The 25,719-nt window shown below is 63.2% G+C and carries 28 protein-coding genes and 1 pseudogene; 14 read left to right on the forward strand and 15 right to left on the reverse strand.

Going from position 1 to position 25,719, the window contains the following annotated elements; all coding sequences use genetic code 11:
• The first annotated feature begins 100 nt into the window (after positions 1-100).
• Both BLT09_RS07810 and BLT09_RS07815 read left to right on the forward strand, forming a co-directional pair.
• On the forward strand, positions 101-604 hold the full coding sequence (locus tag BLT09_RS07810) for a MarR family winged helix-turn-helix transcriptional regulator (protein ID WP_084646854.1): 504 nt from the start codon (positions 101-103) through the stop codon (positions 602-604).
• Entirely contained in the window at positions 588-1,268 is a 681-nt protein-coding gene (locus BLT09_RS07815) for a GNAT family N-acetyltransferase (RefSeq protein ID WP_091591950.1), read from the forward strand. Before BLT09_RS07810 ends, BLT09_RS07815 begins: the two co-directional genes overlap by 17 nt.
• Before the next feature lie 90 nt (positions 1,269-1,358).
• Here BLT09_RS07815 and BLT09_RS07820 read toward each other — a convergent pair whose 3' ends face one another.
• Positions 1,359-3,347, reverse strand: coding sequence for a PhoX family protein (locus tag BLT09_RS07820; protein WP_091591952.1), 1,989 nt, complete (start codon positions 3,345-3,347; stop codon positions 1,359-1,361).
• A gap of 204 nt (positions 3,348-3,551) precedes the next feature.
• Between BLT09_RS07820 and BLT09_RS07825 the strand changes: the two genes are divergently transcribed.
• The 4 genes from BLT09_RS07825 (at position 3,552) to BLT09_RS07840 (ending at position 7,023) form a co-directional block, all read left to right on the forward strand.
• Positions 3,552-3,890 (forward strand): hypothetical protein, encoded by a 339-nt coding sequence (locus BLT09_RS07825; RefSeq protein ID WP_027154722.1) that lies wholly within the window; start codon positions 3,552-3,554, stop codon positions 3,888-3,890.
• Positions 3,891-4,008: 118 nt separating this feature from the next.
• On the forward strand, positions 4,009-4,710 hold the full coding sequence (locus BLT09_RS07830; protein WP_091591954.1) for a phosphatase PAP2 family protein: 702 nt from the start codon (positions 4,009-4,011) through the stop codon (positions 4,708-4,710).
• 199 nt (positions 4,711-4,909) lie between these two features.
• Positions 4,910-5,179 carry a helix-turn-helix domain-containing protein gene (locus tag BLT09_RS07835; RefSeq protein WP_091591956.1) on the forward strand — a complete coding sequence of 90 codons (270 nt, stop codon included), beginning with the start codon at positions 4,910-4,912 and terminating at the stop codon, positions 5,177-5,179.
• 122 nt (positions 5,180-5,301) lie between these two features.
• Positions 5,302-7,023: a SulP family inorganic anion transporter gene (locus BLT09_RS07840; RefSeq protein ID WP_091591958.1), complete on the forward strand. Its 1,722-nt coding sequence runs from the start codon at positions 5,302-5,304 to the stop codon at positions 7,021-7,023.
• A gap of 45 nt (positions 7,024-7,068) precedes the next feature.
• Here the strand turns inward: BLT09_RS07840 and BLT09_RS07845 are convergent, their stop codons facing one another.
• Together BLT09_RS07845 and BLT09_RS07850 are read right to left on the reverse strand one after the other, a co-directional pair.
• Positions 7,069-8,016, reverse strand: a complete 948-nt coding sequence (locus BLT09_RS07845; protein WP_091591960.1) for a CHAD domain-containing protein — start codon at positions 8,014-8,016, stop codon at positions 7,069-7,071.
• A complete protein-coding gene (locus BLT09_RS07850) occupies positions 8,013-8,486 on the reverse strand; it encodes a CYTH domain-containing protein (protein WP_091591962.1) in 474 nt (157 codons plus the stop codon). The genes BLT09_RS07845 and BLT09_RS07850 overlap by 4 nt, the downstream gene beginning before the upstream one ends.
• A 91-nt stretch (positions 8,487-8,577) precedes the next feature.
• Here BLT09_RS07850 and BLT09_RS07855 point away from each other — a divergent pair, with 91 nt between their 5' ends.
• The 4 genes from BLT09_RS07855 to BLT09_RS07870 are packed head-to-tail and all read left to right on the forward strand — an operon-like array spanning position 8,578 to position 12,318.
• Positions 8,578-9,306, forward strand: a complete 729-nt coding sequence (locus BLT09_RS07855) for a CerR family C-terminal domain-containing protein (protein ID WP_091591963.1) — start codon at positions 8,578-8,580, stop codon at positions 9,304-9,306.
• On the forward strand, positions 9,303-10,256 hold the full coding sequence (locus tag BLT09_RS07860; RefSeq protein ID WP_091591966.1) for an HlyD family secretion protein: 954 nt from the start codon (positions 9,303-9,305) through the stop codon (positions 10,254-10,256). The genes BLT09_RS07855 and BLT09_RS07860 overlap by 4 nt, the downstream gene beginning before the upstream one ends.
• Positions 10,253-11,173: an ABC transporter ATP-binding protein gene (locus BLT09_RS07865; protein WP_091591967.1), complete on the forward strand. Its 921-nt coding sequence runs from the start codon at positions 10,253-10,255 to the stop codon at positions 11,171-11,173. The genes BLT09_RS07860 and BLT09_RS07865 overlap by 4 nt, the downstream gene beginning before the upstream one ends.
• 8 nt (positions 11,174-11,181) lie before the next feature.
• Positions 11,182-12,318, forward strand: coding sequence for an ABC transporter permease (locus BLT09_RS07870; RefSeq protein WP_091592424.1), 1,137 nt, complete (start codon positions 11,182-11,184; stop codon positions 12,316-12,318).
• Positions 12,319-12,379: 61 nt separating this feature from the next.
• Here BLT09_RS07870 and BLT09_RS07875 read toward each other — a convergent pair whose 3' ends face one another.
• From BLT09_RS07875 to BLT09_RS07885, 3 genes are all read right to left on the reverse strand, one after another.
• Positions 12,380-13,042, reverse strand: coding sequence for a glutathione S-transferase family protein (locus BLT09_RS07875; RefSeq protein ID WP_091591970.1), 663 nt, complete (start codon positions 13,040-13,042; stop codon positions 12,380-12,382).
• Positions 13,043-13,080: 38 nt separating this feature from the next.
• The gene (locus BLT09_RS07880) at positions 13,081-14,058 is read right to left on the reverse strand and encodes a threonine/serine dehydratase family protein (RefSeq protein ID WP_091592426.1); all 978 of its coding nucleotides are present in this window, start codon (positions 14,056-14,058) and stop codon (positions 13,081-13,083) included.
• Positions 14,059-14,185: 127 nt separating this feature from the next.
• Entirely contained in the window at positions 14,186-14,509 is a 324-nt protein-coding gene (locus BLT09_RS07885; protein WP_023801401.1) for a hypothetical protein, read from the reverse strand.
• A gap of 175 nt (positions 14,510-14,684) precedes the next feature.
• On the opposite strand from BLT09_RS07885, the gene mbfA reads away from it, so the two are divergent.
• Positions 14,685-15,668 (forward strand): iron exporter MbfA, encoded by a 984-nt coding sequence (gene mbfA / locus BLT09_RS07890; protein WP_027154734.1) that lies wholly within the window; start codon positions 14,685-14,687, stop codon positions 15,666-15,668.
• Between the two features lie 407 nt (positions 15,669-16,075).
• On the opposite strand, the gene BLT09_RS07895 is transcribed toward mbfA, so the two are convergent.
• The 3 genes from BLT09_RS07895 to BLT09_RS07905 form a co-directional block, all read right to left on the reverse strand.
• Positions 16,076-16,420 (reverse strand): antibiotic biosynthesis monooxygenase family protein, encoded by a 345-nt coding sequence (locus BLT09_RS07895; RefSeq protein WP_091591973.1) that lies wholly within the window; start codon positions 16,418-16,420, stop codon positions 16,076-16,078.
• Entirely contained in the window at positions 16,417-16,749 is a 333-nt protein-coding gene (locus tag BLT09_RS07900) for an NIPSNAP family protein (RefSeq protein WP_027154736.1), read from the reverse strand. Before BLT09_RS07900 ends, BLT09_RS07895 begins: the two co-directional genes overlap by 4 nt.
• Positions 16,750-16,845: 96 nt before the next feature.
• Positions 16,846-17,073: a DUF1127 domain-containing protein gene (locus tag BLT09_RS07905; RefSeq protein ID WP_091591975.1), complete on the reverse strand. Its 228-nt coding sequence runs from the start codon at positions 17,071-17,073 to the stop codon at positions 16,846-16,848.
• A 68-nt stretch (positions 17,074-17,141) separates the two neighbouring features.
• Between BLT09_RS07905 and BLT09_RS07910 the strand changes: the two genes are divergently transcribed.
• Entirely contained in the window at positions 17,142-17,816 is a 675-nt protein-coding gene (locus BLT09_RS07910; protein ID WP_091591977.1) for an ArsR/SmtB family transcription factor, read from the forward strand.
• Between the two features lie 3 nt (positions 17,817-17,819).
• On the opposite strand, the pseudogene ligD reads toward BLT09_RS07910, so the two are convergent.
• Both ligD and BLT09_RS07920 read right to left on the reverse strand, forming a co-directional pair.
• Positions 17,820-18,858 (reverse strand): annotated as a pseudogene (ligD, locus tag BLT09_RS07915) (DNA ligase D); the annotation flags it as partial.
• A gap of 43 nt (positions 18,859-18,901) precedes the next feature.
• Complete coding sequence (locus BLT09_RS07920; protein ID WP_027154740.1) at positions 18,902-19,408, reverse strand: YciE/YciF ferroxidase family protein; 507 nt, start codon at positions 19,406-19,408, stop codon at positions 18,902-18,904.
• A gap of 419 nt (positions 19,409-19,827) precedes the next feature.
• On the opposite strand from BLT09_RS07920, the gene BLT09_RS07925 reads away from it, so the two are divergent.
• Positions 19,828-19,974: a hypothetical protein gene (locus BLT09_RS07925; protein ID WP_023801394.1), complete on the forward strand. Its 147-nt coding sequence runs from the start codon at positions 19,828-19,830 to the stop codon at positions 19,972-19,974.
• A 263-nt stretch (positions 19,975-20,237) separates the two neighbouring features.
• On the opposite strand, the gene BLT09_RS07930 is transcribed toward BLT09_RS07925, so the two are convergent.
• Complete coding sequence (locus BLT09_RS07930) at positions 20,238-20,690, reverse strand: Lrp/AsnC family transcriptional regulator (protein ID WP_091591979.1); 453 nt, start codon at positions 20,688-20,690, stop codon at positions 20,238-20,240.
• Between the two features lie 120 nt (positions 20,691-20,810).
• On the opposite strand from BLT09_RS07930, the gene BLT09_RS07935 reads away from it, so the two are divergent.
• Complete coding sequence (locus BLT09_RS07935; protein WP_091592428.1) at positions 20,811-21,806, forward strand: nucleoside recognition domain-containing protein; 996 nt, start codon at positions 20,811-20,813, stop codon at positions 21,804-21,806.
• Between the two features lie 115 nt (positions 21,807-21,921).
• On the opposite strand, the gene BLT09_RS07940 is transcribed toward BLT09_RS07935, so the two are convergent.
• From BLT09_RS07940 to BLT09_RS07950, 3 genes are all read right to left on the reverse strand, one after another.
• On the reverse strand, positions 21,922-22,284 hold the full coding sequence (locus BLT09_RS07940; RefSeq protein WP_031255764.1) for a DUF1850 domain-containing protein: 363 nt from the start codon (positions 22,282-22,284) through the stop codon (positions 21,922-21,924).
• Positions 22,281-24,383, reverse strand: a complete 2,103-nt coding sequence (locus tag BLT09_RS07945; protein WP_091591980.1) for a TRAP transporter permease — start codon at positions 24,381-24,383, stop codon at positions 22,281-22,283. Before BLT09_RS07945 ends, BLT09_RS07940 begins: the two co-directional genes overlap by 4 nt.
• A 162-nt stretch (positions 24,384-24,545) precedes the next feature.
• A complete protein-coding gene (locus tag BLT09_RS07950) occupies positions 24,546-25,505 on the reverse strand; it encodes a TAXI family TRAP transporter solute-binding subunit (protein ID WP_091591983.1) in 960 nt (319 codons plus the stop codon).
• Between the last annotated feature and the right edge of the window lie 214 nt (positions 25,506-25,719).

Raw genomic sequence — 25,719 nt, forward strand, 5'->3', positions numbered from 1 at the left:
CCAAATCTGGTGACGACGCTTGAAAGCGGCCGTGCGATGGCGGCGCTTGATTTCCATATAATGTTATATATCGTGTTATCAATTGGCTGGCAGGTTGATTATGGAAGACGTCGTAAGATCCCTTGGCTTCCTGTGCCTGGGCAGCAGGCTGAAGCGTATTGGCGAGCAATTGCAGGCGGATACGCAGCGCCTGCTCGACTGCCTCGATGTGCCGGTTCAGTCGAGTCAATACCCGCTGCTGGCTGCGCTCGACAGGCTGGGCCCGCTGCCAGTCGGGGAACTGGCGCAATCCCTCGGGGTCGCGCAGCCAGGTGTAACGCGGAGCGTGTCGCTTCTGGCCGAATTGGGACTGGTCGAGGTCAGTCCATCGGATGATGACCAGCGGCGCAGGATTGTCTGCCTCACCCTGCACGGCCAGCGGCTGGTCGATGTTGCAAAGCACGACGTCTGGCCGCGCATCGAGAATGCCGTCGCGGATCTGTGCGCGGATCTTTCTGGACCGCTTCTTGATCAGCTGGCCGCCATCGAGGACGGCCTCGCCGCGGCGCCTCTCGACCGTCGTGTAAAGAAGCCGGAAGTGCCACGCGATGAAATACCTGCTTGACCGTCCCGTGTGGAGCGCGCTTCGGACGCGACACCAAGCCTTCGCGCAAGGTGACGACCTCGCCATGCGGTATCGGCCCTCGATAGCTCCCTTCGCCGCCAGTGCCGCGGACGATGCGGAAAGCCTGCAGGCGCTCGGAAAACTTGTCTCCCCAGGCGAGAGTGCGATCCTGCTTCAGGCGGACGCCATTGCTCTGCCCGCGGAACTTTCGGCGACTTCGACCGCGCCCGGGGTTCAGATGATTGCCGAGCGGTCATTGCAGATGGTCTCCGACAAGCGCGTGCAACGTCTGACGCGAGACGATGCAGCTGAGATGCTCGCCTTGGCATTGGTCACCAAGCCTGGCCCATTCACGCTCGAAGCCTTGAGCCTCGGCGATTTTTGGGGTGTGAAGATCGAGGGCCGACTTGCGGCGATGGCCGGCGAACGCATGAAGCAACCCGGCTATACCGAACTTAGCGGCGTGTGCTCACATCCGGAATTTCGGGGCGGTGGCCTGGGCAGGCTGCTGTCGCTGTTCGTGGCAAACCAGATAGCGGCGCGCGGCGAAGTTCCCTATCTCCACGCCTTTGCCAGCAACACCACGGCCATCGGATTATACGAGTCCATTGGCTTCAGGTTGAGAAGCATGATGAACGTGGCCGTGGTTCAGCGCGCCGAATGAGCCCATCAGGCGCATTCCCGCGCATCAGGAAAAGGAAGGATTTCGTATCGACGAAATCCTTCCTTGGCGCTGCTAGCGCCTTGCAGTGATTTAGACCGCGATCTTGCCGCCGCCCTGTTTGGTGATGGCGACGACCGACGGCCGCACCGGCATATCGGGCTTGAAGTCAGGCCAGCGGGTCGATAGGTCCTCATAGTAGGAGGGACGGCCAAAAGCCTCCCAGTCCTCGCCGCCATCGGCCGGATGCTGGACCGCGACGAAGGCGGTCTGGTCGTCGGGCGTGAACAGCGGGCCGCAGAGTTCGGCGCCGATCGGCACGCGGAAGAACAGCTTCGAGGTCGCCCGCGCCTCGCCTTCGGTGTCGACCGCCCACAGGCCATCGGTGCGGCCGGTCGCCTTCGGGCCCTGGCCATCGGTCGAGACCCAGAGCCGGCCGGCCGCATCGATGGCGCAATTGTCCGGCATGCCGAACCAGCCATTGGCGGTCGTTGCGGTCGAGAAGGTAGCGCCGACTTCGGCCACCGAGGGATCGCCGCATTTCAACATGATTTCCCACTTGCCCTTGGTGGCAGTGAAATCGCCACCGTCCTCGACAATCTCGACGATGTGGCCAAAAGCGTTTTCGGCGCGCGGGTTGGCGGCGTCGACCTGCTCCGTTTTGCGCTTCGAATTGTTGGTCAGCATGACGTAGACCTTGCCGGTCGTCGGGTTGGGCTGAATATCCTCGGGGCGGTCCATCTTGGTGGCGCCGAGAAGATCGGCGGCAAGCCTTGTCCCGATCAGCACGTCGGCCTGGCCGGCAAAGCCGTTCTCCGCGGTCAACGGACCCTGGCCGTGAACGAGCGGCAGCCATTCCAGGGTACCGTCCTCGGCGAATTTGGCGACGTAGAGCGTGCCGTCGTCGAGAAGATCCATGTTGGCGGCGCGGTCCTCGGCGTTGAACTTGCCGGCCGTGACGAATTTGTAGACATAGTCGAAACGCTCGTCGTCGCCTTGGTAGAACACCACACGGCCATCCTTGGCGACGATCGATTCAGCGCCCTCATGCTTGAAACGGCCCATGGCAGTGCGCTTCCGCGGCACCGAGGTCGGATCGTTGACGTCGACCTCAACGACCCAGCCGAAGCGATTCGGTTCGTTCGGCTCCTTGCCGATGTCGAAGCGGTCGTAATGCGCAGCCCATTCGTAGGAGCCGTCGGGAATCCCCAGGCGCTTGTAGTTGGCGGCTTCCTTGTGGCCTTCCTGCAGCTCGCCCGAGAAATAGCCGTGTATGTTTTCCTCGGCCATGATGTAGGTGCCCCAGGGCGTGACACCGCCGGCACAATTGTTGATGCTGCCGAAGACCTTGGTGCCGGTCGGATCGGCGCTGGTCTTGACCCGGTCGTGGCCGGCGACGGGGCCGGACAGCGCCATCTCGGTGTTGGCGGTGATGCGGCGATTGAGCTTGCCGTCGCGCACCACCTGCCATTTGCCTGACACCTTGCGAATTTCGACGATGGTGCCGCCATGCGCGGCTATCTCGATATCGACCTGTTCCTTGCTCAACGGGGCCTGCTTGGCCTCGCCATCGACGATGGTGACAAGGCCCGGGAACATCAGATGCGGATTGGTGTACTCATGGTTGACCACCAGCAGGCCATGCTCGGCCGAGCCGTCGATCGGGATAAAGCCGACATAGTCGTTGTTGTAGCCAAACTGCCTTTCCTGGGCCTGCGCCGACTGTTTTGTCGGATCGAAGTCCGGCGAATCGGCAAACAGCGGATCGCCCCAGCGCAACAGCACGTCGGCGTCGTAACCGGCGGCGACATGGTGCTTGTCGTCGACGCCTGCCTCGACCTCGTCGAAACTGAAGACCGAGCCGCCGCCGGCGCGGGCATCGTCGGCGAGGATCAGCGCGAGCGGGCTGACGGTGGCGGCGATGGCGGTTGCCGCGAGCGATCCCTGCAGAAAACCACGGCGCGAGAATCGCGCGGCGATGATTTCGCCCATCGTCTGGTTGTCAGTGGGATTCGTTCCTGGCCCATCGTTTTCCTCGAGCAGGCTGGTGCGGAAATGGGCGTCGGGGCGATGTTCAGTCATGGGGGCGTGCCTCTGGCTCTTTGGGATGGCTGGAGCGTGTTGCTTGACTGACCGCGTATCGCCAGCAGATCACAGTTTGATGACGTTGCCGACCAATTTCCAACCCGATTTCATGTCTTTGATCAGGCCGCTTGACCGCGACCGACGCTTCCGAAACAAGATCTGCGGCAGGCGCGCAAGCACTGCGTCGGGAGGAACAAAAAAGTGAGTTTCTGGGGACTGGGGCAGCTCGGCATTTCGACAGTGATCTTCCTGCTGGCGGCGACGGCGGCCAAGCAATGGGGGCTGGCGCCGAGCCTCGGCAAGATCGTTCTGACTCTGGCGCTCTATTCAGCGGGCAATCTGATCATGCTGAGGCTGATCCGTGAATTCGGCATGTCGGTGTCGTTCAGCCTGTCGGCGGTGATCCAACTGGTGTCGGTGAACGTGGTGGCACTGGTGTTCTTCGGCGAGCGCGTCAATTCGTTGCAGGCGACCGGCATCGTGCTCGCCGTCGCAGCGGTGGCGCTGATCACGCTCGGACCCTATCTGCAAAAACTGTAGTTGCGCATGACCCCGAAAATCGGAAACGATTTCGGAAAGGATCATGCGCCAAATCAAAGTGCTACAGCGTCCTTTGCGCGTCCAAAAGGACGCGCGGCGCTGTAGGACGATTGGCCCGATGAAGAATACCGCAAACAAGCTGCTCAACTGGATCGAATTCCCGGTGCTGTTGGCCGGACTGGTCATCGCCGGCGGGCTGTGGGGGTTCGAGGAGCTGATGGAGGTGGCGCGGGACACCACGCCGCACGCCTTCGACACGGAAATCATGCTCGCCTTCCGTGAAGCGGGACAGCCCGACAATCCGATCGGACCGCCATGGCTGGAAGGGGCGATGCGCGACATTACCAGCCTCGGCAGCGCCATCGTGCTCGGGCTGATCACAGTGGCGGTGATTGTCTATCTGCTGCTGATCCACAAGCCGGGAGCAGCGTTTCTGGTCTTCGTCGCGGTGGCGGGCGGGCAGGCCCTGTCGAGCACGCTGAAGCTCGGAATCGATCGGCCGCGCCCCGACCTGGTCTCGCATCTTGCCGACGTGGCGACGCTTTCGTTTCCAAGCGGCCATGCGATGCTGTCGGCGGTGACATATTTGACGCTGGGCAGCATGGCGTCGCGTTTCCTGCCTGGGCGAACGACCAAGATCTATGTGCTGGCACTTGCCGTGCTGACAACACTGCTGGTCGGCATCAGCCGCGTCTATCTCGGCGTTCATTGGCCATCGGACGTGCTGGCCGGCTGGTGCGCCGGCTTCGCCTGGGCGATGCTGTGCTGGCTGGTCGCATGGGCGTTCCAGCGATGGCGCGGGCAGACCGCCGGCGCCTGAACCGCCCGTTCCGAACGACGCTGCGCCAATTCTCCTCTAAGTTGCGGCGGCTGGGGCGTGCTGGCCCAGCGGGCGCGCAGGCTCGCCAAGATGCAAACGGCCTGGTGTGCACATGTCTGACATGTGCATGATGATGCTTGAACCATCACAATGATGGTATTATACATGGAATGCAGACTCAGACGGGGGTTTTTAGCCGATGATCACTGCCGCGCAGATGCGCGCCGCAAGGGCTCTGGCCGGCATCGATCAGAAGTCGCTCGCCGAGCGCGCCGGGGTTTCGCTTCCAACCATTCAGCGCATGGAAGCGAGCGACGGCGTGGTCAGGGGCGTGGTCGATACGCTGATGAAGGTCATCCAGGCCCTCGACCGGGCCGGCGTGGAGCTGATCGGCGAGAACCAGGCCAGCGAGCGCGGCGGCAAGGGGGTGCGCCTCAAGCCGGTCGTGCCGCAGAATCCGCCAGGCTGAGCCGAAATAGAGTCGCGACGGCGACCGCCGACAGTCCTGCCGACGATCCCGCCGCCTGCTTGGTTTTAGGCGTGGCCGCTGTGCACTTTTTGGCGGCATGCATCAGGAGCGGAAGGCAGTCCATGGATCGAACCCAGCGGGCAATTCATCAACCGGCGCAGCCGACATTTTCAGAACTGTTCACGCCGAAGCTGGCGACGGTGCTGCGCGAAGGCTACACATCAGAGCACTTCAAGGCCGATGCCATCGCCGGACTGACCGTGGCCATCGTGGCGCTGCCGCTGTCGATGGCGATCGCGATCGCATCGGGCGTGTCTCCGGAGCGCGGGCTCTACACTTCCATCATTGGCGGTTTCCTCGTCTCGGCTCTGGGCGGCAGCCGTTTCCAGATCGGCGGGCCGGCGGGCGCCTTTATCGTGCTGATGGCGGCAACCGTGGCACGGGTCGGCGTCGACGGGTTGCTGCTGGCGACGATGATGGCCGGCGTTTTGCTGCTCGTCATCGGCTATCTCAGGCTTGGCACCTACATCAAATTCATTCCCTATCCGGTGACCGTCGGCTTCACCGCCGGCATCGCCATCATCATCTTCTCCGGCCAGATCGTCGAGCTGTTCGGGCTAAAACTCGCCGGCAAAGAACCTGGACCGCTGGTGCCGAAGCTGATGGCGGTCGGCGAGGCGGCCGGCACGATCAATCTCGCCGCCACCTTCGTCGCTCTGCTGACCATCGTCGCCATTGCCCTGATGAAACGGTGGCGGCCGAAATGGCCCGCCATGCTGATCGCCATCGGTCTGGCGTCGCTTGTCGTGGCGCTGTTTTCTCTGCCTGCCGAAACGATCGGCACGCGCTTCGGCGGTATCCCGCGCAGCCTGCAAATGCCGGCCTTTCCGCCGATCAGCTTCGACAGGATGATCGACGTCCTGCCGGACGCCCTAGCCTTTGCGCTGCTCGGCGCGATCGAATCGCTGCTGTCGGCGGTGGTCGCCGACGGCATGACAGGAAGGCGGCACCGCTCCAACTGCGAACTCGTGGCGCAAGGCTTCGCCAACATCGCGTCCGCCCTGTTCGGCGGCATCTGCACCACCGGCACCATAGCCCGCACCGCGACCAATGTGCGGGCCGGCGCGCATGGACCGGTCTCGGGCATGATCCACTCGGCCCTCCTGCTTGCCCTGATGCTGGTGGCGGCGCCGCTGGCCAGCTACATCCCGCTTGCAGCCCTTGCCGGCGTGCTGGCGGTGGTGTGCTGGAATATGTTCGAGAAGCAGGCCTTTGCCACGCTCCTGCGTGCCTCGCGCGGCGACGCGCTGGTGCTGATGGCGACTTTCCTGATCGTCATCTTCCGTGATCTCACCGAAGGCATCGTCGTCGGCTTCGCGCTGGGCTCGATCCTGTTCATCGACCGCATGGCCAAGAGCATTGCGGTTGAGCCGGATCAGGGACTGGTGCAGGACGATGTCGCCGACAGAACCGGCGCCGCCAGCGCATATGATGCCAGCGAAGCCAGCGATGCCGACACCGTCGTCTACCGGATTTCCGGCGCCTTCTTCTTCGGCGCCGCCTCGACCGTCGCCACGGTGCTGGACCGCATCGCCGACCAGCGCAAGAACTTCATCCTCGACTGCTCGGCCGTGCCATTCTTCGATTCAACGGCGGCCAACGTCATCGAGAGCGCTGCCCACAAGGCGAGGCGCGCCGGCGTGCGCTTCATCATATCAGGCGCTTCGCCGCAGACACGCCGCATGCTGATCAACCACGGCGTCAAACGGCCGCTGGTGACATACGCCGCCTCGATCAGGGACGCGCGAGCGCAGTTGAAGAATGCCGCGCCGGGAGAGATCTAACCCTCTCCTCATCGTCAGCGATGTCGGACGGACGCAAGCACCGCGTCAGGCAGCGGCGCCGGGCGCGCTGGCGTCTTCGTGCGGCGCGGCGGCCAGATCGGTGCGCGCCTTGCGCGCGAGTTTTTTTGTCGAGCGCCTGGGCCTGTCGCCGAACAGATCGGCTGCCGCCGCGAGACAGGTCTTTTTCAGGCTTTTCTCCGAGCGCTTCAACAGCTTGCTCGGCAGTCGCGTTTCCTGAGGAGAGCCGAGCGGCCGGTCACCGGCTTCGAGAAGGTTGCGCAGGACGAATACATCATGCAGTTCGCCCAGCTTTTCGCCGAGTTCGTCGACCGCCTTGCGCCGGGCCTTGATCGGCGTCGGCCACAGCCTTCCGAGCAGCGACAGATGCATGCCGTGAGTCTTTGCCGCCTTGCGCAGATCGTGGAAATCGTCGGCATCACCGCGGGAGCCCGCTTTGTCCAGCGCCTTTCTGGCGCGACGCAGAGTGATGCGGGCGCCTTCGGCAAGCACATCGGCGGCCTGTTCGGGCTGGTCGGGCAAGGCTAACGTATCGATGCGGCTGATGCCATCCTCGCAAGCGGCAGTCGCGGCAGCTATCGCGGCGCCGAGGCCAACTCCACCATGCAATTCGTGCTGGCGCGCCACCAGCGTGTCGCGAACGGCATCGAGACCGCCACCAGCGCTTTGCTCGGGAAAGTCTTTTGCCAGCCGGTCGATGGTTTCAACAAGCGCGGTCGCCTCGCGCGGTTCGGCAAGCAGGGCAGCCACCTCTCGGTAGCATTGGTTCTCGGTACTGCAAAATGTTTCGTCTCCGGGACGGACCAGGCGCAGCAACGCACGCACCTTCTTCAGCCGCCTGCGGCATTTGTGCAGCGCCTGCTCCGGCCTGTCATGCGCCGCGTCCAGATGGACGAGCGCCTTGCCGATCTCCTCAGCGAGGATGCGCCTGACCTCGCCAGTCAACGGCAGGCGCGGATCGATGCGATAGCTCATGCGGCGATCTCCGGAATCCCCTCGAGGGCGAGCGACGCGTTGTAGAACCTGTGCTCGCCGGTGACTTCGCGGCCGAGCCAATCTGGCAGCGTTTCGTCCTGCACGTCCTGCGGCGTCTCAAGCTCGGCGACCACCAGACCGCTGAGCATCCCGCCGAAGACATCGACTTCATAGAGATGGCCGCGGTGCCTAACATGGTGGCGTGTCTTCTCGATGACACGGCCGATGGCGAAGGCCAGCATCTCTTCCGCATCCGCTAGAGGGATTGGATATTCGAATTCGTCGCGTTCGCGGGCCTTGCTGCCGAATTTGAGCGTCAGCTTTGCCGAGGCGCCGTCGCTGATACGCACGCGGACCGAGCGGTCGGGCGCGGCAACGAGATAGAACTGGCGAATGCGGATTTCCGCTTCGACCAGATCCCGCCAGCCATCGCCGGAGACCAGGAACTTGCGCTCGATTTCCTTGACCATGGCTCCACACTAAAGCGCGTGCGGCTGGAGTTGGCAAGGCGGAGATAGCCCAGTATTGACTTTAATCATTCGATTGATTAAACTGCCGATCATGAGCAAACCGACAAACGCCAAAATTCCGCGCCGCGAGGCATCCCCCGCCGAGATGACGCGCGCGGCACTTGTTCGCGCAGCGCTGAAGCTGTTCGGACGCCAGGGTTTTGACGGCACCTCGACGCGCGAGATCGCGGCTGAGGCCAGGGCCAATATCGGCTCGATCGCCTATCATTTCGGCGGCAAGGAAGGGCTTCGCACCGCTGCGGCCGACTATATCGTCGACACCATCCAGACCATTGCCGGCCAGGCGATCGGCAATCTGCAGGGGCCAAGCGATTCAGAAACGGACGAAACAGAAACGGGCGACCCCGAAGCGGCGCGGGCACAACTGTTCACCGCGCTGGAGCGGATGGTGGCTTTCATCGTAGCAAGGCCGGAGGCCGGCGAGATCGTGCAGTTCGTCCTGCGTGAGCTGTCGCATCCGACGGCGGCACTCGACCGTATCTATGACGGCGTGTTCGAGCCGACGCATCGCCGGCTCTGCCTGATCTGGGAGCAGGCGACGGGCGAGCCGGCCGAAAGCGAGGCAACCCGACTCACCGTGTTCACGCTGATCGGCCAGGTCGTCTATTTCCGCATCGGCCGCGAGGCGGTGATGCGCCGCATGGGCTGGCGCGCGATCGGCGACGCCGAGGCCACCAAGATCGCGGTGGCAGTGACGGATAATCTCGGCGCGATTTTGGCTCGGCGTCACTTAACCGACCGGAAGGATCATAGATCATGAGTTTCCTCTGCTCTGTGCCGCTCGCCGCCCTGCTTTTCAGCACCTGCGCACCGGCGGCGCCGCTCGCCGTCGGCTATGTCGAGGGCGACTATGTGCTGCTCGCGCCGATCGAGGTGGCGCAGGTCGAGACGATTTCGGTCAAGCGCGGCGATCGCGTCGCGCCGGGCACGCCAGTGGTGACGCTGGAAAGCGCCGACGCAAAAATAGCCGTCGCGCAAGCCGAGGCGGCCCTTGCCCAGGCCCAGGCGCAACTTGCCGACCTGCAGGTCGGCAAGCGGCCGGAAGAGATTGAGGTGCTCAAGGCGCAGGTCGACATGGCCAAGGCGCAAGCCGCCGACGCCAAACGCAGATACACCCGCGCCAGCGATTTGTTCAAACGCGGCACCGGCACCCAGGCCGATTATGATACGGCTTCGGCGTCGCTGGAAACTGCCAACGCGCAGCTCGGCCAGGCGGAAGCCAATCTCGCTGTCGGAGGCCTGCCGGCGCGGCCCGAGACGATCAAGGCCGCCGACAATCAGGTCAGGCAGACGCAATCGGCGCTGGAGCAGGCGCGCTGGCGGCTGTCGAAGCGTGTGCTGGCGGCGCCTTCGCCCGGCCGCATCAACGATGTGATCCGCTATCCCGGCGACACCGCCGGGCCGACCGCGCCGGTCATTTCGATTCTGCCGGACGGCGCGGTGAAGCTCAGCGTCTACGTGCCGGAAAGCGCGTTTTCGTCGGTGGAAGTCGGCACGCTGCTCAACGTCCATTGCGACGGCTGCGGGCCGGACGTGAAGGCTCGCGTCAGCTACGTGTCGCCGGACCCGGAATTCACGCCGCCGGTGATCTACTCGCTCGAGACCCGGCAGAAGCTGGTCTATCTGGTAGAGGCGCGGCCGGAGGGCGACGCCGGCGCGCTGCAACCGGGGCAGATCGTTGATGTCGAACTGGCGGATATCGGCAAATGAACGTCATCGACGTCCACGGCCTGGTCAAGCGTTTTGGTGACAAGACCGTCGTCGACCATGTGACGATGACGGTGGCCGAGGGCGAGATCGTCGGCTTCCTCGGCCCCAACGGCTCCGGCAAGACGACGACCATCCGCATCATGTGCGGCCTGCTGACGCCGGATGAGGGCGAAGGCACGGTGCTCGGCTTCGACATCCGCACCGACAGTCTGAGGATCAAGCGCGAAGTCGGCTATATGACCCAGAAATTCTCGTTCTACGAGGATTTGACCATCGCCGAAAACCTGGAATTCGTAGCGCGGCTCTATGGGTTGAAGCCGCTCAACGAGCATGTCGCCAGGACGCTGGAGGATCTTGGCCTCACCTCGCGCAAGGATCAGTTGGCCGGCACGCTGTCCGGTGGCTGGAAGCAGCGGCTGGCGCTGGCCGCCTGCATCATGCACAAGCCCAGATTGCTGCTGCTCGACGAGCCGACGGCGGGCGTCGATCCGAAGGCGCGGCGTGAATTCTGGGACGAGATCCATCGGCTGGCCAGCGGCGGGCTGACCGTGCTGGTCTCCACCCACTATATGGACGAGGCCGAGCGCTGCCATCGCATCGGCTACATCTCCTACGGCAGGATGCTGGCCACCGGCACGGTCGACGAGGTGGTCAGGAATGCCGGGCTGACGACCTTCGTTGTGCAGGGTCCGCGCCTCGACCAGGTCGCTGCCGCACTCAGCGGCCGGTCCGGTGTCGACCAGGTGGCGCCGTTTGGCGCGACGCTGCACGTCGTCGGCTCCGACAAGACGGCGCTTCAGGCCGCCCTCGCCGATGTCGAGAAAGACCACAAGGGCGTCACGGTGACGCCGGGCGAGACCAGCCTGGAGGATGTGTTCATCCAGTTCATGTCCGGCTCGAAGGACAATATGGGATGAAAAACGGGATAAACAGCGTCTTTTCCTTCGCCAGGCTCGGCGCGCTGCTGATCAAGGAGTTCATCCAGATGCGGCGCGACCGCATCACCTTCGCCATGATGCTGGGCGTGCCGCTGATGCAGCTGGTGCTGTTTGGCTATGCCATCAACAACGATCCAAAGAGCCTGCCGGCAGCCCTGGTGGCGATGAGCAGCGATCCCTATACGCGAGCCATGGTTTCGGCGCTGCAGACCACCGGCTACTACCGCTTCGACCATGTCGCGCAAAATGCCGCCGAGGCGGAATTCCTGATGGCGCGTGGCGACGTCGCCTTCGTCGTCACCATTCCCGCCGACTTTGCCCGGCGAGTCGAGCGCGGCGACCAGCCGCAAATCCTGATCGAGGCTGATGCGACCGACCCGGCAGTCGCCAGTGGCGCCATTTCGACGCTCGGCACCGTCGCCAACCAGGCGCTGCTCAGGGCGCGCGGCATGCAGGAGACGGCCGCCGAAGCTGCTCGAGGCCAGCTCGAAGTCGTTGTGCACCGACGCTACAACCCGGAAGGCATCTCGCAATACAACATCGTGCCCGGCCTGCTCGGCGTCATCCTGCAGATGACGATGGTGATGATGACCTCGATCGCGCTGACGCGCGAGACCGAGCGCGGCACGATGGAAAACCTTCTGGCGATGCCGTCCAGCCCGCTCGAAATCATGCTGGGCAAGGTGCTGCCCTATCTGGTGGTCGGCGCCGTGCAAGTGGTGGTGGTGCTGGTGGCGGCCAAGCTGCTGTTTGGGGTTCCCTTCACCGGGTCGTTGTCGCTGCTGCTCGCTGCGGTTCTGGTCTTCGTGCTGGCGCTGGTGCTGCTCGGCTACACCATCTCGACGATGGCGCGCACGCAGATGCAGGCACTCCAGCTCACCTTCTTCTTCTTCCTGCCGTCGATCCTGTTGTCGGGCTTCATGTTCCCCTATCGCGGCATGCCTGGCTGGGCGCAGATCTTCGGCGAGATCCTGCCGCTGACGCATTTCCTGCGCATCATCCGCGCGGTGATGCTGAAGGGCGCCGACCTGCCGGCGGTCGCAACCGAAATCGGCTGGCTGGTCGTGTTCGTGGCGCTGTTTGCCGGCGTGGCGCTGGTGCGGTTCCGTCGGACGCTGGATTAGGAATTAGGATCCAACTCAAGCAGCTTACGCAAATGGCCGAAGTGTCACCTTGGATGCATGATCATTCGGGTCGAGGTTCATGCGGGCTTCCCGGGACCGGCGGCAATTCAGGCGCATCCAGTCCTTTGAAGGGATCGCGCCAGGCGTCGATCTCTTCAAGCTGGCGATACCAGCGACTGACCGAAGGATATTCGTCGAGCGGCAATCTGGCGACGTCGTTGAAGGGCAGAAACGTCGCCATTCTAAAGTCGGCATAGGAAACCGAAACTTCGACCAGCCAGTCTCGCTCGGAAAGCGCGTTCTCAAGTGTTGCAGCGGCCGTGCGAAAGTCCCTCAGCCCCTCCTCAACCCGGTGCTGATCGATCGGGCCAATCCCATAGCGCTGCTTGGTGCCGCGTTCGAAATGCACGACGTCGCAAGCTCTTGCGAAGTTCTCTTTACCCCAACTGAGCCATCGGATCATCTCGGGTTCGTCGTCGCCGGTGCGCCAGAGATCCGAACGCGCGTCGCGTGAAAGCCGGCAGGCTATGGCGTCAGCCTCCCAGAGGTTGTTTCCCGAGCCTACGAGTATCGGCAATGAAAGATTGGGATTCAGCGGGCGATATCGCTCAGCCTGCCCGGGAGCGAAGGGCGATGCGAACTCAAAGTCGAGCTTTGCGTCGAGATAGCGTGCCACGGCGACCGCGAGGCGAGGATTGGGATTGCGGCTGAAGAGCAGTTTCATTTCGTGTCAGCCTTTGAATGGTGCCGGTTCGGGCGCACCTAAGCCGCGGCCATGATCTCTGCATAGGTGCCGAAATCGACATTGCCGCCGGACAGCACCACGGCGACGCATTTGCCTGATAGCTCGATCTCGCCCGATGACAGCGCGGCCAGCCCGACGCAGCCGCCGGGCTCGACCACCAGCTTGAGATGGGCCATGGCGTCGCGCATCGCCTGTGCCGCCGCTCTGTCGGACACGGCAATGCCGCCGGCGAGATTCCTGCGGTTGATCTCGAAGGTGATCGCGCCCGGCTCGGCGGTGAGGAGCGCGTCGCAGATCGAAGTGTGGCCGGGTTCGATCGGAACCCGAGCACCTCTGGCCAGTGAACGACAGGTGTCGTCGAAATGCTCGGGTTCCACCGCCCAGACGGCGGTGCCCGGCGAGGCGTCCTTGACCGCGATGGAGATGCCGCTGCTCAGGCCGCCGCCGCCGCAGGGGATGACGACCGCGTCGAGGCTCCCCCCGAGTGCTTTCGCCTGCGCCATCAGTTCGAGGCCGATCGTTCCCTGGCCGGCGATGATGGCCGGGTCGTCGAAAGGCGGAACCAGGACCATGCCCCGTTCCATGTACGGGCGAACCACCGCCATGCGATCGTCGCGAAACCGGTCGAACGGAACCACTTCGGCGCCCATTTTCCTGACATTGCCGACCTTCATTGCCGGCGCATCGGTGGGCATGGCGATAACCGCCTTGACGCCGAACATCGCCGCCGACGCGGCGACGCCTTGCGCGTGGTTGCCCGACGAGAAGGCGACGACGCCGCGGCTGCGCTGCTCATCGCTCAGCGACGACAGTTTATTGTAGGCGCCGCGGAACTTGAACGAGCCGGTACGCTGCAGCGTCTCCGGCTTGAACAGGATCCTGGCGCCGAAACGCTTGTTCAGCTCCGGCGATTCGATCAGCGGCGTTTCGACGATCAGGCCGGACAATCGCGTTGCTGCGCGGTGGATATCGGCGATGCCGGGAGGGGTGGTCATGGTGAGGTCCTGCGGGAGTAAGATCGCCCATGGTGCACGGAAAACCAGGCCGCGCACCACTGGAAAAATGTGACCGAGACAATTCGTGGATTGCGAGCAGAGAGTGGCGCTCCTCGCCGACCGTTCCTCACCCCAAAAGCGTCCGTTGCCGTTTGGCGCCGCCCATCTTGCGCCAGGTGTTGAAGCGATGGGTGGCGGCGGCGAAGGATATCTTCATCTGCTGGGCAACCGAATACCGCGACTTGCCCTCGTCGAACAAGCGGTAGCAGCATTCGACGCCCTCCTCGGTCAGCTTGCCGTCGGGGGCCTTGTTGTGCGGATTGGCCGGGTCGAATTTCTCGACCTGCTGCTCGACCAGGCCCTTCAGGCGCTGCAGATCGGCCTCGATGCTGGCGATCAGGTCGAGAACGGGTTTCGGGTCAAATGCATGGGTGGGCTGTTTTGCCGGCATCCGGGTTCCTTTCTCCTGGCTTAAGCCCAGCTATATAGGTGAACATTCGCCAATAATGAAGAGCTAGCGGAGGATTCCCGTAGCCATATATTTGAACCTCCGGCCTACGAGCGCGATTGACCAACGGTGCGCCAAACCCTAGTTTAGAACTATTCTAAACTAGGGTGGATTTCTCATGCTTTCCCGTGTTTTCGGTTTTGGTCGCCGTCCCTTCGAGTCGCTCTCGGAGCAGGAGATCCTGGCGCTCGCCATCTCTTCCGAAGAGGATGACGGGCGTATCTACCGCGCCTATGCCGACGGGCTGGCGGATAGGTTTCCGCATTCGGCCAAAGTGTTCGAGGAAATGGCGGAGGAGGAGGACGGCCATCGCGACTCGCTGATCGAGCTTCACCGCGAGCGTTTTGGCGAGCGCATTCCGCTGATCCGGCGCGAGCATGTGAAGGGCTATTACGAGCGCAAGCCCGACTGGCTGGTCCGGCCGCTCGGCATCGAACATGTGCGCCAACAGGCCGAGTCGATGGAGCGTCAGGCCTACCTGTTCTATGTCGAAGCGGCGAAACGCACCAGCGACGCCTCGACGCGAAAGCTGCTCGACAATCTGGCGGTGGCCGAACAGGGCCACGAGACGCTGGCGCAGCGGCTGGAGCAAAAGCATGTGCCGGGCGCGGTGAAGGCCGAAGAAGCAGCAGCCGAGCAGCGCCAGTTCATCCTGACCTATGTGCAGCCGGGACTGGCCGGGCTGATGGACGGATCGGTGTCGACGCTGGCGCCGATCTTCGCCGCCGCGTTCGCCACGCACGACACGTTCCAGACCTTCCTGGTCGGGCTTGCCGCCTCGATCGGCGCCGGCATCTCGATGGGCTTCACCGAGGTCGCCTCCGACGACGGCAAGCTGTCGGGCCGCGGCTCGCCGGTGAAACGCGGCATCACCACAGGCGTGATGACGGCGCTGGGTGGCCTCGGTCACGCCTTGCCCTACCTCATTCCGTATTTCTGGACCGCGACAATTCTCGCGGTCGTGGTGGTGTTCTTCGAACTGTGGGCGATCGCCTTTGTGCAGAACCGTTATATGCAGACGCCGTTCTGGCGCGCCACCTTCCAGGTGGTGCTGGGCGGCGCGCTGGTGTTTGCGGCTGGAGTGCTGATCGGGAATGCCTAGCAGCCCTCTTGCCTTCTCCCCTTGTGGGGGCCGAAGGGCGGGCGATGGCCGTGACTCGCCCCGGGCGGTGGATCGGCGCGCAGCGCCGAGACGGAAGAGGGTTGTTGGACGGAGTGCTGTCGGTGCCAAGCTGGAACACCCCTGCCATGAAAGTAACTTCAAACTCTGTTTCATTTCAATCGGATAGCGACTTGGGCCAAGGGCTCGATTTTAAAACCGATATACCAGAGAAAGCGGCCCGCGCACCTTTCATCTACGATGGCGCCCGGCGCCGGGCGATGTGTCTCATCCGTCGCCTTCGGCGACACCTTCTCCCACAAGGAGGCCTTTGCACAGAATCGGATTGATGATTCCGGGGGTAAGGAAGAGAGGGAGAAGGAACTAAGGAGAAGGAAGAGCCGCCCCACTCACCCGTTCGCCGCCCGGCTGTCCTCAGGCGCCTCGGCCCGTTCGGTCAGGCCATAGTCGCGCACGACGTGGGCGATGCGCAGACGGTAGTCGGCAAAGATGCCGCCACGGCCGGCCCTCTGCGCCTGCCTATGTTCCTCCGTGTTGCGCCAGGCTTTCACCGCTTCCTCGTCACGCCAGAACGACAGCGACAGGATGCGGTTCGGGTCGACAAGGCTCTGAAAGCGCTCGATCGACAGAAAACCGTCGATGCCGTCGAGCAGCGGGCGCAGGTCGGCGGCGAGGCCGAGATAGGCGTCGCGCTTGCCCGCTGCCGGCTCGACCTCGAAGATGACGGCGATCACAGTTTCACCAGAGAGGCGTGCGGCCCGGATGCGAGTTTCAAAAAAGTCCGATCCTCTTTCAGGATGAATTTTTCACGCCGGGCGAATTCGTAATTGGCCTTGCCGGCCGGGTCGGCGGCGAGCCGGATACGGTAGGCTTCGTAAGCCGCCAGGCTGTCGATGTTGTAGGCGGCATAGGCTGTCGTGGCCGAGCCCTCATGCGGCGCGAAATAGCCGATCAGATCGGCGCCACAGCGCGGGATCGCCTGGCCCCAGTTGCGGGCATACTCCTCGAACGCCGCCTTGCCGAACGGATCGATCTCGTAGCGGATGAAGCAGGTGATGGTCATCTTTTGTCTCCTTGCTGAATCTGGTTTGTTGCGGCGACAGTTCGAGCGGGGTCGAAATATTCCGTGGATCGATGTGCTAGGCAATTTCTCCGGTGGTCATGCTTGCCAAAAGGATTTCGCGCATTCGCGGCGAACGTCTTGTGGCGTCAGGCCGAGGTCGCGCAAAAGGTGCTCGTCAATCTCGGCGAGGTCGAGGCGTTGCAGATGGCGGTCATACCACCGCGCCAGCAGCCGCAGATGCGCCCGGCGCAAGATCATGAACGGAGACGGCCGACGGCCAAAGCGGTTGGCAAGCACGGTGTGGGGAACGGTTCTTGCGGTCATCGTCGTCTCCTTGATCTCGGCGCAGGATAGTGGTTATCTGACGTCAATGCTTCGATGAAGGACGAACCATGCGTGAAGGACCAGATATAGCCCGCATCGCCAGCCTGGTCGGCGATCCGGCACGGGCAAACATGCTGACCGCGCTGATGGGTGGCACGGCGCTGACAGCGAGCGAACTGGCGCTCGAGGCCGGCGTGTCGCTGCCGACCGCCAGCTCGCATCTGTCGAAACTGATGGAGGGCGGGCTGCTGACGCTGGCAAGCCAGGGGCGGCACCGCTACTACGGGCTGGCCGGGCCGCAGGTGGCTGGCATGATCGAGGCGATCACCGGCGTGGCCGCCGCGGTCGGACCGCAGCGGGTGCGGCCGGGTCCGCGTGATGCGGCGATGCGCGTGGCGCGGGTCTGCTACGACCACCTCGCCGGCGAGCAGGCCGTGGCGATGCTGGACCGTCTAGTCGCTCGACAAGTGCTGCTGCGCGACGACAAGGAGATCCGGCTCGGGCCGTCGGCCGCCTCGCATTTCGCCGCGATCGGCATCGATGTCGAGAGCAAGGCGCGACGACCGGTGTGCCGGGCTTGCCTCGACTGGAGCGTGCGGCGCTCGCATCTGGCCGGCACGCTGGGCGCTGCCATCCTCGACAAGATCCTTCTGGAAAAATGGGCGCGGCGCGACAAAGACAGCCGCGCGGTGATCTTTTCGCCGATGGGCAAGCAGTCCTTCGAGAGGGTGTTTCTCGCTTGATTGTCAGCCGCGCTTGAGCGGCTTGCCCTGCTTGAAAAAATCCGCCCAGGGATCGGCTTTCGCCAACTGTTTCAGCGTCGTCTTGTCGCCGATCGGAAATGCGTTCGGCGCCAACCCGGCCTCGACCTCGGCCCAAATCGCCGGCATCGATGCCGTGGCGCCCTTCTTGGCGCGCGACGAATAGGGGGCCACCGTGGTCGAGCCGCGGCCGTTGCGCAGATAGTCGACGAAGATCTTGCCGGTGCGGGCCTTCTTCGACAGCGTCGCTGTATACCGATCAGGGGCGGCCTGCTCGAGGGCACGGGCGAAATCATGGGCGAAGTCCTTCACCTCATCCCAATCCGCCGACGGTTTCAGCGGCACGACGACATGGTAGCCCTTGCCGCCCGAGGTCTTGACGAAATTCGGCAATGACAGTGCATCGAGCCGGCCGTGAATTTCGAGCGCCGCCGCGCGCACCGCTTTCACGTCGACGCCTTCGTCGGGATCGAGATCGAAGATGATCTGGTCCGGCTTGTCCAGTTCGTCGATGGTGCAGCCCCAGATATGGATCTCGACCACGCCGAGTTGGACCAAAGCAGCGACACCGTCGAAATCGCGGATGAACAATATCTCCTCGCCGTCGGTCGGATCCTTCATCCTGGCGATTTTTTCGTGCATGCCCGCGGAGGCATGCTTCTGAAAAAAGCGTTGGCCGTCGACGCCGTCCGGCGCGCGCACCAGGCTGAGCGGCCGATCGACGACGAATTGGTGCATGCGTGGCCAGACCAAAGCGTAATGATCGAGCAGGCCCTGCTTCGATATCTTCTCCTGCGGCCACAGAAGCTTGTCCGGATGAGAAAGTTTTATGACGGTGTCTGCCGCCTCCGTGGATTTGACAGCGGCGGATGTCTCGCCCTTGCCGCTGGCAGGCTTTGCCTTGCTGTCGGCCCTGCCAGCGGGTGCTTTCGGCTTTTCCTGCACGACTTCCTCCGCCGGTTTGTCCTCGCGCAATCCCTGGAACGAGCGTGGCCCATTGTACGGTCGACGTCCAGCTACGGAAAGTGAGGCAAAGCCGGCTGTCCGGCGTTGCCTCGATCGAGAGTCTACTCGGCGGCCTGAAGGTTGACCTTGGCTTCCGCAATCTCGGTGAGCTTGCGGTCGGTCGCCTGTTCTTCCTTGATGTTGTTGGCCAGGACATTGGCGCAGTCGGTGCGGCCAAGCTGCTTGGCCCAGGCGATCAACGTGCCGTAACGGGTTATCTCGTAGTGCTCGACCGCCTGCGCGGATGCGATCAGGGCGGCGTCGAGAACGTCCTTGTCGTCGATGTCGCCGCTGACTTCATCGGCTTCCTCGAGAATGCCGTCGATGGCCGGACAGTTGACCGTCTTGGCCTTCACGCCGTGCAGTTCGAACACCTTCTCGACCCGCTCGATATGACCTTTGGTCTGGCCGAGATGCTTCTCCAGGCCGGCTTTCAGCTGCGGGTCGGTCGCCTTGTCGATCATCTTCGGCAGCGACTTCTCGATCTGTTTCTCGGCGTAATAGATGTCGCGCAGCGTGTGGACGAAGAGGTCGTCCAGCGTCTTGATGTCTTTCGAAAAGAAACCCATGGCTTTGCCTTTCCATTGTTCTTGCTGTGTTGGGGGTTCCGGCGGCGGTTCCGCTCGGAAGCCGCTGGGCCGGGGTTGGTCCCGGCTCTCAGCGTCAACGTGCTTCTATCGGACGGGTTCCTGGCTTCCCCGAGTAATCAGAGAAATTTGCGCAAGCACGGAAATTTCGCGGCACCGGCCAAGTTGAAACACAAGCGCGTCGGAGCGACATCCAAACGAAACATATGTGATGCAAAAGTCACACTAGCCGGAATGCCGACGAACTGCATGGAAAGACCCCGAATCAGCCGCATTCCAGCCACGAACCAAGGCCTTTTTGACCAAAGATTAACATCGTGTTCACCGAGTATTCACGCCTCGACGCTATGATCCCACGCAATTCGGAAGGGACATCCGAAATCGGGACAGGGACAGGGAAAATGAACTTCTTGACGCACCTCATCGGCTACGCTGCCGCCATCCGCGAATTCGTCGCGCCGACCTACCGGCCGGAGCGCTATTACATGCGCGGCCCAGGCCCCGCTTGCGCACGCCGCGGCCACACGCTCGGCATCAGCGCGCACTGATGACGACCATGGAAAGCCGTCACGATAGCCGGATCTGCAGGCCGGCCGCCGATCATCGTGCGACCACATATCGCACGGAACGTCCTGGGCTCGCCGACAGGCGGCGTGCGACAACGCCAAGGGTCTGAGTTTCCAGAATTTTGAGATTCTGGGGCTTAGATCTCGCCGCCGGCAAGCTAAGTGCCGTTTGACACCAGGCAGCCGGGACTCGCGTGACCGCCCAGTAGCTGCAAGATCCCTTCCGCCAAGTTGCCTCCGAAAAGCTAGAGCGGGATTGCGGTCGTCTCCTTGGCGGTTCGAATCACAAACATGGTGTAATACCGCGCCACATTCGTCCGATCTCGGAACAGCCGCTCGCACAAAGTGTCGAACTCGTCCATATCCATCAGACGCAGCATAAGGACAGCGTCGGTCGAGCCGCTCACGCTGTAGGCCTGGACCACCACTGGTTCCATGGCGGCAACCTCGAGGAAGCGGCGCATGTGCTGCTCGCCGTGGCGCTCCAGCTCGACCGTGACGATAGCCTTCATCCCCCTGCCGGCCTTGGCTGGATCAAGTAGCGCGACAACGCGGTCGATGACACCGACTGACTTGAGCCGCCGTATGCGGCGCAAGCAGCTGGAGGGCGAAAGCCCGACCTCCGCCGCCAGGTCGGCATTGGTGCGCGAAGCGTCTTCTTGCAACAGCTTGAGAAGCTTCCTGTCGATCCGGTCCATTGCGGTCCTCCGTCGTCGTCTACCCAGTCTGCAATTTTATTGCACAAATCCGCAAATTTTGACCACAAATGCGAACCGTCTCACGGTAGTCATTTGGCGTCAATCACGGAGACAATCGCCATGGCAGTGCAGGCCGCCCTCTATCGAAAGACGCTTGAAACGCTTGAAATCTATTGGGAATTGGTTCGCATTATCGTTCCGGTCACGATAGCCACACAGATCCTGCAGGATCTTGGTGTCATCCGGGCGATCTCTCCGTTCTTCGCGCCTCTCATGACGCTGGTTGGACTGCCGCCCGAGCTCGCCCTTGCCTGGCTGACAGGATTGCTGGTGGGAATTTGGGGCGCGGTGGTGACCGTGTTCACTCTGGCCCCGGTTTCGACGTTGAGCACTGCCGACATGACCGTTCTTTCAACCCTTTTGCTGTTTGCGCATGCCATTCCGATTGAGCAACGCATCATTCAGAAGGTTGGGCCAAGCTTCATGGTCACTGCGGCGCTTCGCATTGGCGGCGGACTGATCCTTGCCATGCTCCTGCACCAGATATTCGCAGCAACCGGATTGCTATCCGAGCCGCTGAAGCCGGCGTGGATACCAATGGACGAGGGCGCTGACTGGAGCAGTTTTTTTCCAGGCATGCTCAAAACCCTGGCAACCATGCTCGTCATTCTCCTCGCACTAAGCTGGCTGATCGAGCTCCTCAAGATGTCGGGCATCCTGGGTTGGCTGAACAAGGGGCTTGCGCCACTCTTTCGCCTTGCCGGCATCCAGTCACAAGCGGTGCCGTTCACCGCGGTCGGTCTGCTTCTTGGAATTTCCTATGGCGCGGGACTGCTGATCCGCGAGGCGCGCACGACCAGCGTAGAGCCGCGCCAGATCTTCCTCGCTTGCGTGTTCATGGGCTTTGCCCACAGTCTCATAGAGGACACACTGGTTGTCATCGCTCTGGGTGCAGACTTCACCAGTGTGTTTTTCGTTCGCCTGATCTTTGCCGTGCTCGCAACCGCGTTGATCGCCCGGGCTATCAGTTCGGCTTCCGACGTTCTGTTTTTCAAAGCATTGTTCCGCAAGGAAGAAAGTCGCCTCGCTCAGTCGGAATCCGGTTTTGGCGGCTAACAATGGAGCGTCTTTGGTCCGCTTATGTGGCTGTGCCCGGCACTCGACATCCGACAACGCCCTGGAGGACGAGGTCCCGCACCCGCTTGCGGACCGTCCGCTACCGCGGCTGGTACTAACCTTCGCACAGCTCCAGCACCGTCGTGTCGCCTGCCGCCTTGCCCAGTTCGCGGCAGCCCTGAACCGTGCACAGCGTCCAGCCTTCACCGGTCGCGCCGGAGGCCGCGAGCACAAGGCGCCGCTGCGGCGCCATCTTGGGTTTATAGACCCACCAACCGTCCCGCAGCACCGAGCCTTCCGGCGGTTCCATGCCGGCGCCCGAGCCCTTGATCCGTGCCTCGGCGATCTCCAAGCCGGAAGGCGTCACCTTCCAGTCCTCCTGCCAATGCGTCTTTTCCACCGAATGCGTCCAGGCGAGCGTGAAGGCGGCGACAGTGAGCGTCACCGTCTTGCCGGCTGCGAGGATACAGAGGCTCATGCGGTGCCGGTGGCCTGCCGCGCCCGCCAGCAGTGCCAGCCGATCCAGGCGACAGAGAGCGCCCAGCCGGCTTCGTCGGTGACAGGCAGCGCGGCAACCAGCAGCACGCCGGCGGCGAAGGCGACGAGACGTTCCCACCAGGCCATGCGCCGGGCCAGGAACCCGACGGCGGCTGCGCCCCACAGGGCAATGCCCATGCAGGCCTTGGCGACGATATAGGCGACCTCGACGGGATAACCGAACTGGGCGGCGATCGGACCGGGGTCCTGCAGCATCAGCGCCGGGGTATAAACCGCCATGAACGGCACGACGAAGCCGGCGACGGCAAGCTTGGTGGCCTGGATGCCGATCTTGAGGCCGCTTTCCTTGGCCATCGGCGCGGCGGCGAAGGCGGCCAGCGCCACCGGCGGAGTGAGGTCGGCCATAATGCCGAAATAGAAGACGAACATGTGGCTGACCACCAGCGGCACGCCGAGTGACAGCAGTGCCGGCCCGGCCAGCGACGAGGTGATGATGTAGTTGGGGATCGTCGGTATGCCCATGCCGAGCACCAGGCAGGTGAGCATGGTCAGCACCAGCGACAGGAACAGATTGTTCTCGCCGATGGAGATTATCCAGCCGATGAAGGTGGAGGCGATGCCGGTGAGCGTCAAGGTGCCGATGACGACGCCGACGATGGCGCAGGCGATGCCGACCGGCAGCGCGTTCTTTGCTCCCTCGGCTAGCGAATCTATGCATATCTGCAGCGTCTCGCGTCCGCCCCTGAAGGTGATGCAGGCGATGACGAGCCCGGCGATGACAAAACTGAGGATGTTGACGCCGAACCTCATGAAGGAGGCGGCGGCAAGCCCCAGCGCCAGCCAAAAGACAATGCGGAAGGCAAGCGGCCCGATCAAAGCCGCCAGCGGCGTGCCGAGGATGAGCACGATGGTCAGCGCCAGCCCCATGGTGCCGGCGAAGATCGGCGTATAGCCGGCAAACAGCAGATAGATGAGCGCGGCCAGCGGCAGCACCAGCGGCCAATGTCTTCTCACCGCGTGCCACGGATTGGGCAGGTCCGCCTTGGCCATGCCCTGCAGGCCGGCCTTGCCGGCTTCCAGGTAGACCTGCCAGAAGCAGGCACCGAAATAGAGCAGCGCCGGGATGATCGCTGCCTTGACCACCTCGGCATAGGGGATGTTCAGCGTCTCGGCCATGATGAAGGCGACCGCGCCCATCACCGGCGGCATGATCTGGCCGCCCATCGACGAGGTCGCCTCGACCGCGCCGGCGAAAGCCGAACGGAAGCCGAAGCGCTTCATCAGCGGAATGGTGAACTGGCCGCTGGCCACCACATTGGCGACGCCGGAGCCGGAAATGGTGCCCATCAGCGCCGACGACAGGACGCAGACCTGGGCCGGGCCGCCGCGCCATGTGCCGACCAGGCCAAGCGCGAAATCGTTGAACAGTGCGATCATGCCGGCGCGTTCGAGAAAGGCGGCGAAGACGACGAAGATGAAGATATAGGCGGCCGAGACGTAGACCGGAGTGCCGTATATGCCTTCGGTGCCAAAGGCGAAGGTGTCGATGAGCTGTGCGAAATCATAGCCGCGATGGATGAAGGGCGGCGGCAGGTGATTGCCGAAGAAAGCGTAGGCGAGAAAGATCAAGGCGATCAGGGCAAGCGGCAGCCCCATCAGCCGCCGCGCAGCCTCGAAAACCAGCACGACCAGCACCGTGCCGACGATCAGGTCCGGCGTGGTGAGGAAGCCGGAGCGCCGGATGAGATCGGCATAGAACACCCAATTGTAGAGGCCGGTGGCGAAGCCGAGCACGCCTAGCGTCCAGAACGCTGCTTTCGCCGGTGTGCTTGTGGCGCGCAGATTGGCGATCAGGCCAAAGCCGAGCAGCAGCAAGAAGCCGACATGCATGGCGCGCACCACCTGGCTCGGCAGGCTGCCATAGGCGGCGATGTAGATCTGGAAGACGGAGAAGGCGATGGCGATGAGAAAGGCGGCCTTGCCGGCGATGCCGTCGCCGAAACCCGGCGGCAGGCCTTCGACCGGGGCCTCGGCGGTGGGGGAAAGAACGGTCGGCGTTTCGGGATGGGCGTCGGTCATTGGCGGGTTCCTGGCGGGGCGCAATCCCTCCCCCTTGAGGGGAGGGTTGGACAGCCGCCGAAGGCGGATGGACGGGTGGGGTCGTTGCGGCAGTGCGCAGCCTGAACCGACCCCACCCGCCTCGCTTCGCTCGGCACCCTCCCCTCAAGGGGAGGGTGCACCCTATTTCACCAATCCCTTTTCCTTGTAATACCGCTCGGCGCCGGGATGCAGCGGCACCGGCATGCCGTCGAGCGCCTTGGCCATGTCGATCGCCTTGGCGGCGGCGTGGGCAGCAGTGAGCTGGTCGAGATTTTCGAACAGCAGCTTGGTCATCTGATAGCCGGTCTCGTCGGAGACGTCGGCGTGGGTGATGAGGAAATTGCCGACGGCGGCGGTCGCGACGTCCTCGGTCTGGCCTTCATAGGTGCCCTTGGGAATGGTCACCGAAAGATAGGGCGAGCCGATCTTGGCGACGTCCTGCGCCGGTACGGCGACGACGTTGATCGGCACCGAAGTGGCGAGGTCGCGGATCGAGGCGACGCCAAGTCCGGCCGATTGCAGCGTGGCGTCGAGCTGGCGGTTCTTGATCAGCTCGACCGATTCGGCGAAGGGCAGATACTCGACCCGTCCGAGATCCTCGTATTTCAGCCCGCCGGCGGCGAAGATGGCGCGGGCGTTGAGCTCGGTGCCGGAGGCCGGCGCGCCGACCGACAGGCTCTTGCCCTTGAGGTCGGCAAGGGTCTTGATGCCGGACTCCTTGCTGGCAACGATCTGGATATAGTTGGGATAGATGGCGGCGACGCCGCGCAGCTTGTCGAGCTTGCCCGGGAAACCGGCCTCGGTGTTGCCCTCGGCGGCCAGTTTGACGGCATCGCCGAGCGCGAAGGCGATCTCGCCCTTGCCCTGCTGCAACAGGTTGAGGTTCTCGACCGAGGCCTTCGTCGCCTGCACCTGGGTGCGGGCGCCCCCAATGCCCTTGCCGTAGATTTCCGACAGTGCGACGCCGAGCGGATAATAGACGCCCGAGGTGCCGCCGGTCAGCACGTTGATGAATTCCTGCGCCTTGGCCGACACCGCGCCAAGGCCCAGCGACAGCGCCAGCGTGCCGGCGACAATAAATTTCGTCCTGAAATTGTGCATGTGATCTCCTCCCTGAAATATCTGCCACCGCGCGACCCGAGGTCGAGTTTAGACAGCAGGCGGGAAATGCCAACCCGCAATAATATCCGTTAGACGAACGGCTGAGTGATGCCGCAACGCATGGCCGCTTGCGCGATGTGCGATCGGAGCCGAAAGATTTTCGCAGAGCCTGTCGAAATCGCGCGAGGCCGCGCGACATACGTTCGGCTCGCAA

Origin of the sequence: Mesorhizobium muleiense (genome assembly GCF_900099905.1) — a bacterium.
In the GTDB taxonomy this organism is placed as follows: domain Bacteria; phylum Pseudomonadota; class Alphaproteobacteria; order Rhizobiales; family Rhizobiaceae; genus Mesorhizobium; species Mesorhizobium muleiense.